Origin of the sequence: Parabacteroides leei, assembly GCF_023369805.1 — a bacterium.
In the GTDB taxonomy this organism is placed as follows: domain Bacteria; phylum Bacteroidota; class Bacteroidia; order Bacteroidales; family Tannerellaceae; genus Parabacteroides; species Parabacteroides leei.
Genome location: NZ_JAMBQG010000005.1, coordinates 241,358 through 254,946, shown reverse-complemented (window position 1 = coordinate 254,946; position 13,589 = coordinate 241,358). Strand labels below are relative to the sequence as shown.

The window sequence follows — 13,589 nt, the reverse complement described above, 5'->3', positions numbered from 1 at the left end:
TTGTAGCTCTTCACAGAGATCGAACAGAAGAACTTTATTTCATTACTTTAGTATTAATACATACCACTTATTCACCTATCACAGGTTACTTGGCTATTAACTCAACAATCAAACACGCCACGTGGTATTTATTTATTGATTATAAATAATTTCTATTATTTTACGATTGCCTTTACAGCAGCTTCACCTTCAACAGCTACAACAATGATACCTGCAGGAGCAGAGATCGTTGCGTTGTCGGAAGAAATAACTGTGTTCACAATTGTCTGTCCCAAGATATTGCTGATAGCAACTTTCTTGCCTTCAGCACCCTTGATGATTATTGCACCGGTTGTAGCCACAACTGATACTTCAGAAGTGTTGATACCTTCGTTAGCCACCGGAGAAGACATGCTTTCTACAGCAAATTTCATTGCACTGGCATAGTTGTCAGTCAAAGTAACGAAGCCATTGTCCATCTTCAGGTATTTCTTGTTCTCTACGCAACGTACTACGTAGTAGTCATCAGATTCATCGTTTCTGAAGATATTGAACTTGAAGTTGTTCAAGCCACCTAATGTACCTTCACCGTCAAGTTCTTTAGCTACATTCACACGAACATCGTTTACTACGGTATTCAATGTATCAGGGCTAACCAATGTTGCTGCTTTGAACATTACTTTGTAAGTATCTTCTCCTTCGATTTCATAGATATTACCAGGATTGGAGTATGTTGCAGAATCTACTGAGTAATACATAAACAATCTGTCTGTTGAGCCTTTCAGGTTGTGAGATACAAAGAATGAAGGCAGGGTAGCCTTTGAATCGGCTGTATCCAAAAGGAATGTCAAATCTTCGTCAGCAACAGTCTTGATAGCCAGGTTTGCTTCGTTGCTATCAGTCATAGAAAGGTAACCACCTGTTCTAGCTTTCAACGCTACATTCTGCTGTTTTGCTTCCAGAGAGAAACCGATAGCTTTAGTCAACAGGTAAGATTTAACATCTACTGATCCTGCAGTTGTATATGGTGTACCATCCGCTTCGATCTTTTCTCCTTCTTCATTCACAGATAAAGAGGTAGCCCAAGCTGTTCCTACTGCATTGATATACGGGTTGGAACTTTCGTTAAAATCCTTTGAAGGATCTGTCAAAACACTAGCCGGCATAATAGAAACCGAACCATTCAGATTTTTCTTAAGAACAAACTGAGGAGCATCTTTCGATTTATTGATTTTTACAAAATTTGCAGCCGGATCGTTTGACAAATAGTAGGATGAACCGATAGTTAAATCCATCAATTTAATAGCATAAGTACAATAAACTACTGAATCACCTTTTGATTTCACTTCATGTTTAAACGCATCACGCTTGTAAGCATAATTGTTTGTGATATCATTGATTTCTCCACATTTAATAAACTCGAACAAAGCTGCTTCAGAAACAGACGACGTAGGTACAGTCAAGGAACATTCTGAAGCTTTAAACTTAGTTGCTGCGTACATTTTTGATGAACTTGCAGAATTATCCTTTGCAAATGCAATAGTTCCGTATACGCTTGTTTCTTCATTATTTACAAAACCATCATACTTAGTTACACTAACCGGAACCAGTTCAATTGTTTTACGAACTAAAGAAAGGTCTTTAGAGGAAACAGAAGTACCCTCTTCGTCATTATATGAAAATACAATCTTTCCATTCTTTACATTTCCGGCATCAAATGTCAATGCTGTACCCAGGGTAGCTGTTACATCGGCTCCCAGCGCGTAAGCGCGAGCAGAAGCTACATAATATTCACCCTCTTTCTCTGTGTTGTACAGTTTTGCAACAAAGAAGTTACCTGTTTCACGGTTAGTGAAAGTAATAGTCTTATTTTCTTCATTGACATCAGAAACTACAAACTGCGACTGTGGGGCAGTTGCATCGATTAAAGAAGCAGGATATGCCAGATACTGGAATTCTTTTGCAGTAGTGGTGCTAGTTCTTCCCACTGTCAGATATTTACCTCTTTCTTCTGAAGTTATTCCACTCAGGAAACGGATATTGTAAACAGTTTTACCCGTGTTATTAATCAAAGTCAACGGATCAACAACATTGGCATCGGTGAATGCAAAGATGTATTGAGGATCACCGACAACAGTAGTCAATGTACCCAGACTATGAATAGTGTAAGTACCGACCTGTACTGCCTTCTGACCATGATCAGGTTTGCCAGCTTCTTTCTGGAAACGGAAATTTTCAATAGTGATTGCATACTTATCTTCGTTATTCATACTTGTTGTCACTTTGAAAACAGCATTCAGGATAGAAACCTGTGTTCCATTCGTCATATCTTCTTTCAAAGTCGTTCCTGTGTAGAAGTTGAAGTCTTTACCCATCATTGTTGTGATAGCAAAGTTCTTACCATCTTTCTGTTCATCTTTATGTGTCTCTGCCAATAGGTTTTCGCTGGAGCTTAAAGTGATGAATGTACAAGCTCTGAATAAAGATTCTTCTGCCGATGTAATTACAGTTACATCATCCAACTCTTTCGGCCATGATGTTGCCAGATAAGTACCTGCAGGGATTACGCGACCTTCACCCGGATTAATCAGAGCGTCAAACTCTGCTTCCACCTCAAAAGCTTTGATATGGTTCTTTTCGAAGATGTTGTTATCAGTAGCAATTTTATCGGCTTTGAAAGAGAAGAAACCAGTCACTTCATCATTCAAATCTTCAGCTGTCATAACAACAGTCGGAACTGCGAAGAATTGAAGTTCCGCACCTGTTGCATCAACAGTAAAAGCTCCACTTGCTAATTTCAAAGCATTCGTGTTCGCTGTTGCATCCCCATTATAAGGGGTAAACTTGAAACCTGTAGCAGCTACAATCTCTCTTTTATCACTAGATTTAGCTGGAGAAGAGAATAAGCTAACGTATGTGTCAACAACAGCTTCTGCATCATCAGCAGCAATCGCTTTCAATGATGTTGCTGAAATATTATTAACATCAGGATTAAACACTACTTCCTGTTTAGTTCCTTTGTTAACCAGCTTAAAATAAGCAGAGCCATCAGGGCCATTAGCTACTGTAACAACCTGAAACAGATACAAATCATTGTGCAAATAATCATCAGAAACAGCGTCAGAGGCTTCTTTGCCTTCCAAAGAGGTGAATGTAGCATTTTCATATTTACTACCTGCAGTAGTATTTGTAACTTCCAATGCTTTCAGATACTCTGAACCTTCTTCCCCTGCAGCCGCAGGTAAACCAATGTAATAATACTTGCCTAAATCGGCACTTTTAGCTAAATCAACAGTCACCGACTTCGGGGTCGGGTCTGCTGCATTAGCACTACTAAACAACGCACCTACCATCAGTAGACCTGCTGTCATCAGTGTAGAAAACTTTTTGTTCATAATTTACAATTTAATATTAATAATAGTGTTACTTAAAAAGCCTTTTATCCTCAAGAAATAGAACGCCTCCCAAAGAGAATGACTAGCTAAAACGTTCCTTTTTTCTAGTCATTCTTTCCCCTATGATTTGACTTCGTGTAGGAAATGTCGAATTTTATCCTAACTTTGCTGTCCTATTGATAATAAAGCATATAGGTTGAGTAAAAAATATAGGGGAAAGTATTGCCTATTCAAAAGTTATGTCTACTTTTGCTGACGAGAAAAAAGGAACGTTTATTTTAGTCACTACGCAGAGTTCGTAACAGCCTATAGAACTACACCTTATACTTTATTTTTAGCCACTACAACCAGCAGTAAAAGAAGCTTTTGGCCATTTATAACTCACTAATAATCAGCATACTTGATTTAGGCTCTTCAAAAGATATTGTTAAAAAAGGAAAATCGAGCCTATTTTAAGAACAAAAAAGGGCCATCGCTTGAAACGACAGCCCTAATACATTATAATATAGATAAGGATCTTACAGATTATTGATTTCTTCTTCGGAAAGCCCGGTACACTCAGCAATCAACTTAATGGGAGTACCTTTTTCTTTAAAGCTCTTGGCAATAGATATTTTTTCTTCTTCGCGTCCTTCTTCGCGTCCTTCTTCGCGCCCTTCAACAATTCCTTCAGCACGCCCTTCAGCATGTCCCGCTGCACGTCCTTCGACATTGGCATAATCCACAATATTCTTGCAGTCACGATACACCTTAAGCGCCTCATCGTATTCCAGGCGCTCCTCCTTGGTAAGATTGGCTATACCGGCCATCTTTTCCAACTTCTCGAATAGTTGTTTTTGTGCCTTGAAAGGCATACGCTCCAGTTTGTCCATATTCTTTAATACATATAACCACATTTCAAAAGGGGTCTCACATTCATCCTCTTCTTTTGTAAAGAAAGGCATTTCAAGATAGATCTGACGCATCTTATCGCTGAACTGTTTACCGCTTTCCCTATCTGCCAGAATAATATCCGTACGCAGTTTTCCGGTTCGGCCCGATTTGAAGTTCAGCAAAAAGATTCCGTATACCGGATAAAGTCCGAATTTCCACTCAGGGCCTCGTTGTCCCTGTTCACAGACTGCACGACAAAGATAATATAATCCACGTTCATAAAAATAACACTGGGATGCATTTTGTACTTCCACAATAAAAACAGAACCTTCCGCATCTTTACACTTCAGATCGAATATGGCCCCACGTCCTTCTATCGACTCGGAAGGAAGTTCCACATTCAGGAAAGTAAGATCGGTGATACTGCGTTCGCCATCGAACAAATCATTCAAGAAATCGATCAATAAATCCTTATTGATCTCCTGTCCAAACAGGATTTTAAAGCCCCTGTCAACCCAGGGATTGATAAATTTACTCATAGCCTTTTACGGTTTTGATAGTTAATAATACTAGTTAAATAAGGATATTCATATCCTCACGTCAAATATATGATATTTATTCGAAATAAAAAAGCTTTATTACAAACTTATCCGTTATCTGTCCATCCATTCCTTAAACTCAGCAACACGTTCACGGCTGACGAGTATATCCTCCTTTTCTTTCCGGTTGCCGAGTACAATCTTTAACCGGTTGGACGAATAAGCAACAATGTCCTGGATCGCATGGAAGTTTACAATGAAATTCCGGTTAACCCGGAAAAAGAGCACAGGATCTACCAGTTGTTCGATCTTATCGAGCGAATGGTCAATGGCATACTCTTTTCCGGTATCGGTCCGGATAAAGGTGTTCCTTTCCATAATAAAAAAACAGCTAACGGATAACGTTTGCACCGACCTGTAATGCTCGCCGACTTTGATCAGAAACCGTTCCTTTCTTTGGGAATGCAACTGGCTTATTATAGACTCGATCCTGAAATAATCGATCTGCCGCCGATGAAAAGTATTGAATTTTTCCAATGCGGCACTCAAAGCGTCCGGGGCTATCGGTTTCAGAAGATAATCGACACTGTTTACTTTAAATGCCTTCAGGGCATATTCATCGTAAGCAGTTGTGAAAATAACCGGAGTTTGTATTTTACATGTTTCAAAGATTTCGAAACTGATCCCGTCTTCCAGTTGTATGTCCATAAAAATAAGTTCGGGTGCCGGATTTCTAGCCAACCAGTTGATAGCGTGCTCGATCGACCCGAGCACGCCAATAACCTCTATTTGCTTGTCCGCCTCTTCCAATAAACGGATTAGTTTATGGGCCGCCGGACGTTCGTCTTCTATGATCAGTACTTTCATTTCAGATGCTATTGATTGGTAGCTTTACTGTAAACTGGTTGTTATCAGCCTCTATTGTCATTTCTTTTCCCATAATCAGCTTTACCCTTTCTTTCAGATTGGTTAACCCTGTCCCGGGAGTACTTTTCAACGTATTCCTTTTTTGTATGTTATTGGTAATGACGATAAATGAATCTTCTTCATTATGGATAACAATCCTTAGGGGATTCTCTTCAGAAGCCGCATTATGCTTGAGGGCATTCTCGACCAATATCTGCAAAGAGATAGGGACTATACTGTACTTTTCAGCATCCCGGATATTCATTTCCAATTGAATCTTGTCCCCGTCGCGTTCCTTTTGGAGATCGAAATACCGACTGACAAATCTTATTTCGTCTTCCAGCGGAATCAGGTCCGTTTCCTCATGATCCAGGATATACCTGTAGATACCGGCTAACTGCTGAATATAGCAATCCGCCTTTTTAGTATCCACGTAGATGATTTCAGAGAGCGTGTTCAGACTGTTGAACAGGAAATGAGGGTTGACCTGTGTCTTAAGTGTCCGGTATTTATATTTCAGGTTTTCTTCCCTCAGCTCTTGTTCGCGGTCCACCGCTTGCCGCCAGATACTGTAAAAGAAGAAAGCGGAAGCCATCAAAGCGCAGACAGAGTAATATTTGATGGTCTGCGGAAACTCCACCTCAAACAAGTTCTTTATAAAGTGGGTGGTATCCAATCCCATAATCAGATAAAATACATAGATCTGTAAACTGATAACAATAAGAGAGATCAGCAAGATGATAAGCATAAAAACAAGGAATACCGGTACAATGATCTTCTTTACTTTCCTGATCGGCATAGACAAGTAGTAACCGAAAAACCAGTTGCTGATACCCAGCGAGACCCAAACTAGAATAGACATAGTAGCACAGAGGAGTACCGTCGACAGTTGGAATGGATTTCCGGCTGTCCACCATTTAAAAATCAGGGCAAACAAGATGTTAAATACCAGTACCCCAATAAGTAATTTCAGTTTTTTGTTCTTTTTCATGTTCTTACAAATTTAATCTTTTTTATTCACTTTTCAACGAGTGTAAAGTAAAGGGGAAGAAACCGGTTTATATAATTATAGTTGCAGAGTGGTGGTTTTGTGTTGCCGAACCGTTTTGCCCGGTGTTTGAACCGGAAAAGACAGACTCGGTTTCGATTAAATCATTTCTTATATTCCAAAATAAATAAACGATATTCCAAATTTCATTTATGAGGACAAAAGCCACCTTGTCTTTGTGTAATTAGTTTTAAATCTTTAACTTGCGCACCCTAACAAGATTTATTAATGAGTAAAAAACGTTATGAAAAAGAATTTATCTTACTATTTACTGTTACTTTTTTGTGTCTCCGGACTATTTGTTTCTTGTGGAGACGACGATGATGAAAAACCCACTATCGGCTATTCCGGAAAAGACATAAGCGGAGATGCCGGGATTGCCCGCGATAAAGAAACGAAAAAAGCCGTTTTGAGCGTGACTTCCGATAAAGCATGGGAATTATATGCAGGTTCTACTGCAGAAGATATCGATATGAATACTCCTTGCCTGACCGGCGATGGAAAAGGCTCGTTCGATTTGAGTGTCGATGCAGGAAAAAGACAAATATTCTTATTTAAGAATTCAGAAGGTCAGGCTTTGTTGGCTGAAACTCTTTTGCCTGTTCATGGATATAACTTCAGAGATCTGGGTGGCATAAAGACCAGTGATGGTAAATTTGTACGCTGGGGAAGATTGTTCCGTACCGACGAAATGAACAAACTAGATGATGCCGATCTTGCTTATCTAGGAAGTACAGGATTGAAAACAGTAGTCGACTTCCGTACCGAGACGGAGAAGGAAGGGGGACTGGGTGGTATGTTACCGGCAGCTCCTGACAAATTGCCATCTACGGTAAAAAACCCTTATAATCTAGAAATCAATGCCGGTAATATATTTTCTGATGAGATTATCGGAAGCATATCGAAAGGCCTTAGTGAGGAAGAAACTGCTCAGATCATGATAGATGGTTATATCGAAATGGTAAGTTATGATGATTATGTGGCCAAGTACAAAGAATTTTTTAAATATGTACAGGATGCTAATTCACTACCGTTAAGTTACCATTGTTCGGCAGGTAAAGACCGTACGGGAGTGGCAACCATGCTTATTCTATCAGCTCTCGGTGTAGATAAAGAAACGATAATGAAAGATTATATGCTAAGCAAGGAATATATTAAAGGTAAGTATGATTCATATTTGAAATACTATCCTCAAATTGCCCCGTTAGTCACCGTCGATGAAAAATATCTGAATGCCGCCTATAATAAGATAGACGAAAAGTACGGTTCCATGACCAAGTTCCTTACTGAAACTCTGGGTGTGGATCTCGATAAAATGAAACAGTTATACTTATATTGATCATTTATAAATACCGATTATTCCATCTGCGGTGATCGTCTCGGCACTAATACTGAACTTTCTGCAACTACCGTTATTGTAGAACCTGATACTGGCTTTACCTTCTTTATCAGGGATAACCGAAGGATTCCAGTAGAGCGTACGGCGGTAATCCGGTTCCGGTGGGAGGATGGAATAATCCGGACTATAAAATTCTTTAACCTGGCTGTAACCTTCCAGCCAGGTTTTTCGTACCCCTTTACCTGCATCCGTCGGGATCTTATCTTCCGGAAATGTCTCAATGAAAACAACGCAACTATAAAACTTGTCTACTTCCAACGGAGACATCCTAGGGTCTGCATATCGACACATTATAGAAAGATCCTCATTGATATAGATGGATTTGATGGCTTCTAGCCGTATCAGTTTATATTTGTTGTAATCCATTTCAGTAGCCATGGTCGGTTCGTAGTTCACAACAAAAAGGGGCATTCTTCCTTTATATTGCAGGTATTCATCCTGCCGGGAGAAGGTTTTCCTGAAATTGTTATTCATGTTTATCATCAACTCATGTATATCTTTTCCGATATACTTTCCTTGGTCTGTAATATCGTCCCATTCCGACTGTACATCATAATAAGCGATTGATTTGGAACGGTTGTTGAATATATCCTTTTCCCGTGATCTCTTTTTAGCAGTTACGGTCACTTCATCCAGGCGAAGGACTCTCTCTTTATTACCTGCTTTACTCAAGGAATCCTCGTAAGCTGTCAGGAAAGCATCGATATCTTCTTCCGGCTCCTGAGTGTCAGGGATTTCTTCCGAACCGGATTCTGCCGTTTGTTCTTCTTTTTTATCAGCGAGAGTTACCTGCATATCTTCATAGCGATATCTTTTAGGCTCAGGTGTAAAAAGCCGATCCAATATGATCCGGTAGTCTTTTTTCTTTCCTTTCTCGCTTACAGACAAGATCATATTCCATTTACCGGTTATATCGGCCTGGAAAGCAAACTGCCCCAGACTGTCCGTTACAAATACATCGAAGGCACTAGTTGCCTTCTCTTCTTCACCTCTTTTAAGCAGGAAAGAAGATACGGTTACGTCGCGTTTAGGAATTTTCCGGACAAAGGAAACCACCTGGCCGTGCATCTCGATACCTTGCTCCGGCCTGTACTTCAAATCCAACGGTTCTACTCCGGCCATCTGCTTCCAAGAATAACGTCGCCAACCTTGCACCATCATAAGCAGGTCGAGAGATGAACGATGGATGGAATCATCCGCTTCAAAATAATAAGACGGATTGTGGACGTATCCTTTTATGTCGGACATAAGCAGTAAGTCTGTCAGGATATTGCAGTCCGACTTAACTTCATTCATACCATCCCTCACCGATAAAGAAAAGGGAGATTGTACCGGGTTCTCTTCCTGATCGGTCACGGTAAACTCCATGTCGACAGGTTCATACGGATCGTATGTTTCTTTTACAGTTTTCGCTTTAATAGCCAGCGGCTTTTCTTTATTATTAAAAATCAGACGGTCACAAAGTATTTCTCCATTACTGTTGAAAACTACTATTTGTGATACACCGGAAGGCAATATCGTTTTGTCTACCTTAAAACAGAGCTGTTCACTATGAAGTACATTGGCAAGGCAATAGTTATACAGCTTGCCTCTGCAAATGATGACCATTCCCAACATATCGGCGGGTGTCTGTTCATTCTTTTGTAAAGAGATTTCGAGACTATCAGGGGAAGAAAGGTTGTCTACCTGTAAGCAAAATCCTTGTGGTAGAGATTGAGGCATATCGCATTGGTACTTTTTACCGTTATAGTCAACTATGGCTTTTTGTTTACCCCCATGTGGAGTGTAATTAAAGAAACCTTTCCCCTCGTGTGTTACATTAAAGCCGACGATTTCTTCTTTGTCTTCATTTATAATCTTTCCGGTTGCATCCAGCGGATTACCGAAAGCATCTGTTATTTCAAATGCGATACGGGAAGGGACATCCTGGATCAGGTTTCCTCCCTCCGGATAAAACTTCAGGTTTACCTTTTTCCCTTTTTGAGGCTTTTCCCGCTTCTTCGGATATTTACCGTAGCCGTATTTCAGCATATCTTTTTCCTCATAGTGCCCTTCTGTTTTCGGCTTATTGAATACCGGTAACAGGCGGGAGAAGATAGCATCTTCGCCAAAGTTCAACATATATTTTGTGTAGGCACGGACTTCATAGAAACCGGAATAAAAAGGAAGTTGCCCTAATGTGAAATCACCGTGGCACTGTCCATTCTCGACTTTCAGTACCCGTTTATCTATGATTTCACCACCAGGGTTTAACAACTCGACATATAAGGTCTTACTTAACTGGGTTGCCTCATGCAACTCAGAAGTAACCACATAGCATTTAAACCAAATGTTATCGCCCTGATAATAACAGGTATTATCAAAATGCAAGTAGACTTTCTCACGGGGTATATATTGCGAAAACTGATCCGTAGCACGAATATAACGGGTGAGTTTGTTGATCACACTGTCTGCTTCCTGCCCTGAGACCTGAAGGCTAAACAGCAAAAGAAAAATATAACCGATAACTCTCCGGAGTGTTTTCATGCGAACTTCATATCTTTCAGACTTGTTATTACTTCAGACCCGCTTTTTAAAAGATCGCAGCTGTTATGCCCTCCTGCATAAAGAATGCAGTTTACACCTAAAGCTTTGGCTACTTCCGCATCGTGTAATGTATCTCCGATAATCAGTGTTTTATCCGGATTCAATGCATTGTCTTCTATCAACTTCCGTCCGATCCCCACTTTCCCGGTTGCGTAGATATCACCGGAACCATATATTCCTTTGAACTTTGCAGTCAATTGAAAATGATCGAGCATTCGTAGCAAATCATCTTTCCCGGCTGCTGACAATATATATTGATTGATACTTTTAGTATTGATCACATCCAGAATGAAGGGAACATCAGCGTGTAACGCTATCTCTTTCTCATAGCTTTTATAGCGTTCCATATATTCAGCAGAAACATCTTCGATCGATTCTTTTTCAAAATCAATACCGATTTGAATATGAAACTGTTTGACAGGAAAGCAGAATATATCCCGATAGGTATTTAAATCCAGTCGAGGCAAATTTCTATTTAAAAGCATTTCATTGATAACCCTAAGGTTTACATCCACATCATCCAAAAGTGTCCCGTTCCAATCCCAGATCAAAGTGTCTATTCCGAATAGCCTCATTTTTTATCGCTTATTATTGTTTTTACTTATCCTCACAAAAAACATGACTGACAAAGATATACAGATTCCCATTATAATCTCGTACCTCCGATCATATAGTGAAGTCTTATTTTTTATATTTACCACCACCTCTTAATACTGATTGTATAAATACCAAGTGAAGTTTTTTTGTCGTTTTTATTAATAAACAATATCTCTCTTTCTGATATTCAATTCTTCTCTTTATATTTGCAGTGTGTCTGATCAGGTAAAGCGTTGCCGCTTACACAAATTTATTAAAAAACATAAGCGTTTAAAGATATTATCCCTACTTTGAAATCTCGACAATTTCAACAACACTGGATAATAGGCAACTTAAAAACGCTCATGTTCTTTTACTTGTTATATACATCTTAAAGATATTGATCTATAGATCTATTATATAGGTAAAGAGCGTGGGCTGTTGTTTATATCAGTGTTGTGGGCAGTCGAGAGCCTCAAAGTCGGATATATCAACAGTTCTCACGCTTCTTTATTTATCAACTATCCACTTTGGGAATTGACGGATAGCTTAGAAGGACATTCTTTTGACCTTTGTGGATATTAAAAAAATGTATACATTTGAATTTTCAATAAATAATAAATTGGTACAGTTGAAAAAGAAAGACACTAATATTCAGTCCATTCTTGAAGACTTGTCAGTAAGAGACTCTGAATTTGCTTTCAAATCGCTTTATACTTTTTATTGCGATCGAATAATGAGGTATCTTATCATGTATATAAAATCCCCTCAGATAGCAGAAGAACTTCTTTCTGATGTTTTTTTTGCCCTTTGGGAAAATAGAAAACAGTTATTAGAGATAAATAACTTCGATGCTTATATTTTCCGGATCGCAAAATTTCGGGTACTAAACTATCTCCGGGATAACAAATCCCGAACAGTCGATTTAAATGAGGTTCCAATCGATTTGTTTGCCTTTACAGAAACAACGCCTGAAGATGATTACATCTCCCACGAGTTGGTCAATGCAGTCAATAATGCCATCGAACAACTACCTACAAAATCTAAACTGGCATTCAAATTAGTTCGTGAAGATGGCATGAAATACAAAGATGCAGCAGAGCATTTGGGTATTTCTGTAAAGACGTTAGAAGCCCAATTGACATTCGCGATGAAAAAAATAACGAAATTATTCAATATCGATTAAGGGTAAAATTCAATTTCCGTTACTTATATAAAAAGTATCAGAAATTATATGGATCAGGATATAGAGCAAATCATATTACGCAATCTTTCAGGAGAAGCATCATGCGAGGATACCATCATGTTTTCGGATTGGTTATCTTCTTCGACAAAAAATAAAGAAAGCTTTCTGAAAATAAAAAAATATTGGGATGCAGAGATTACGGGAGCAAAACTTCAAGATCCGGAAGCAATTTACAACAAACTATTAGATAAAATCCGGAAAACGGAACGAAAGAATATAGTCCGTAAACTATGGATAAGATATGCCAGTACGGCAGCTATTGCCATTATTATCGGTATTACCGGATATTGGATAGGGGAATATCAAAGTATTACACCTGTACAATACTATTCCTACATTACCGGTAATTCCATCTCTTCATTCGAACTACCCGATGGAACTGAAATATCATTAAACAAAAACAGTACCTTGTCTTATTCCAGTGAATATGGAAAAAAGATTCGGGAAGTGTCTTTAGAAGGAGAAGGTTTCTTCTCTGTTACAAAGAATAAAGCCAAAGCCTTTGTCGTAAATCTGAATGGTGCAAAAATATCAGTCCTGGGAACAGTCTTTAATGTAAAAAATTATAAGAAAGAAGATATTACAACCGCCACTCTGATTGAAGGATCGATCCGTTTCGAAACACCGGAACAACAAGTTCTTTTAAAACCGGATCAACAACTTGTTTTTAACAAATCCAGCAATAAGATAGATATGCAAAACGTTTCAACTAACTTAGCCATTGCTTGGAAAAATCATTTGATAAAATACAAATCGATCCCCTTCAATGAATTTCTGGATATGCTAAAAAAACAGTATAATGTAGAGATCATTCTCTCTAATGAAAACCTGGGTAATCAGAAAGTAACAGGTTCTTTCGATGAAAGTCTGACGATCGATCAAATCTTCGACCTAATGAAGAAAAACCTTTCTTTCAAATGGAAGAAGCAAGGTGGTAAATATGTGATCAATTAAAATGAATATTAATCAATAAACAAAGAAAGGAGCATGAAAACACAGAAAAGATAAATATTATACTATTAGAAAAAGCAAACCGGCCATT

General features: G+C 38.8%; 9 protein-coding genes. 3 read left to right on the top strand and 6 right to left on the bottom strand.

Going from position 1 to position 13,589, the window contains the following annotated elements; translation table 11 throughout:
* Window positions 1–155 precede the first annotated feature (155 nt).
* The 4 genes from M1P97_RS26365 to M1P97_RS09980 all read right to left on the bottom strand — a co-directional run bounded on the left by M1P97_RS26365 (window position 156) and on the right by M1P97_RS09980 (window position 6,683).
* Window positions 156–3,374 carry a DUF6383 domain-containing protein gene (locus tag M1P97_RS26365; RefSeq protein ID WP_317242647.1) on the bottom strand — a complete coding sequence of 1,073 codons (3,219 nt, stop codon included), beginning with the start codon at window positions 3,372–3,374 and terminating at the stop codon, window positions 156–158.
* 518 nt (window positions 3,375–3,892) lie between these two features.
* Complete coding sequence (locus M1P97_RS09990) at window positions 3,893–4,786, bottom strand: Rpn family recombination-promoting nuclease/putative transposase (RefSeq protein WP_249388987.1); 894 nt, start codon at window positions 4,784–4,786, stop codon at window positions 3,893–3,895.
* A 114-nt stretch (window positions 4,787–4,900) separates the two neighbouring features.
* Window positions 4,901–5,653 carry a LytR/AlgR family response regulator transcription factor gene (locus tag M1P97_RS09985; protein WP_249388986.1) on the bottom strand — a complete coding sequence of 251 codons (753 nt, stop codon included), beginning with the start codon at window positions 5,651–5,653 and terminating at the stop codon, window positions 4,901–4,903.
* Window position 5,654: 1 nt separating this feature from the next.
* The gene (locus M1P97_RS09980) at window positions 5,655–6,683 is read right to left on the bottom strand and encodes a sensor histidine kinase (protein ID WP_249388985.1); all 1,029 of its coding nucleotides are present in this window, start codon (window positions 6,681–6,683) and stop codon (window positions 5,655–5,657) included.
* 301 nt (window positions 6,684–6,984) lie between these two features.
* Here M1P97_RS09980 and M1P97_RS09975 point away from each other — a divergent pair, with 301 nt between their 5' ends.
* Window positions 6,985–8,079 (top strand): tyrosine-protein phosphatase, encoded by a 1,095-nt coding sequence (locus M1P97_RS09975; protein ID WP_249388984.1) that lies wholly within the window; start codon window positions 6,985–6,987, stop codon window positions 8,077–8,079.
* On the opposite strand, the gene M1P97_RS09970 is transcribed toward M1P97_RS09975, so the two are convergent.
* On the bottom strand, window positions 8,080–10,665 hold the full coding sequence (locus M1P97_RS09970; protein WP_249388983.1) for a hypothetical protein: 2,586 nt from the start codon (window positions 10,663–10,665) through the stop codon (window positions 8,080–8,082). It abuts the gene before it with no gap.
* Complete coding sequence (locus M1P97_RS09965; RefSeq protein WP_249388982.1) at window positions 10,662–11,300, bottom strand: HAD family hydrolase; 639 nt, start codon at window positions 11,298–11,300, stop codon at window positions 10,662–10,664. Before M1P97_RS09965 ends, M1P97_RS09970 begins: the two co-directional genes overlap by 4 nt.
* A 632-nt stretch (window positions 11,301–11,932) precedes the next feature.
* Here M1P97_RS09965 and M1P97_RS09960 point away from each other — a divergent pair.
* Complete coding sequence (locus M1P97_RS09960) at window positions 11,933–12,487, top strand: RNA polymerase sigma-70 factor (protein WP_249388981.1); 555 nt, start codon at window positions 11,933–11,935, stop codon at window positions 12,485–12,487.
* A gap of 48 nt (window positions 12,488–12,535) precedes the next feature.
* Complete coding sequence (locus tag M1P97_RS09955; RefSeq protein ID WP_249388980.1) at window positions 12,536–13,501, top strand: FecR family protein; 966 nt, start codon at window positions 12,536–12,538, stop codon at window positions 13,499–13,501.
* The last annotated feature ends 88 nt before the right edge of the window (window positions 13,502–13,589 follow it).

Excerpts from the sequence above, each read along its gene's own strand:
- M1P97_RS26365 (WP_317242647.1), bottom strand. The coding sequence starts at position 3,374 with ATGAACAAAAAGTTTTCTACACTGATGACAGCAGGTCTACTGATGGTA.
- M1P97_RS09990 (WP_249388987.1), bottom strand. The coding sequence starts at position 4,786 with ATGAGTAAATTTATCAATCCCTGGGTTGACAGGGGCTTTAAAATCCTG.
- M1P97_RS09985 (WP_249388986.1), bottom strand. The coding sequence starts at position 5,653 with ATGAAAGTACTGATCATAGAAGACGAACGTCCGGCGGCCCATAAACTA.
- M1P97_RS09980 (WP_249388985.1), bottom strand. The coding sequence starts at position 6,683 with ATGAAAAAGAACAAAAAACTGAAATTACTTATTGGGGTACTGGTATTT.
- M1P97_RS09975 (WP_249388984.1), top strand. The coding sequence starts at position 6,985 with ATGAAAAAGAATTTATCTTACTATTTACTGTTACTTTTTTGTGTCTCC.
- M1P97_RS09970 (WP_249388983.1), bottom strand. The coding sequence starts at position 10,665 with ATGAAAACACTCCGGAGAGTTATCGGTTATATTTTTCTTTTGCTGTTT.
- M1P97_RS09965 (WP_249388982.1), bottom strand. The coding sequence starts at position 11,300 with ATGAGGCTATTCGGAATAGACACTTTGATCTGGGATTGGAACGGGACA.
- M1P97_RS09955 (WP_249388980.1), top strand. The coding sequence starts at position 12,536 with ATGGATCAGGATATAGAGCAAATCATATTACGCAATCTTTCAGGAGAA.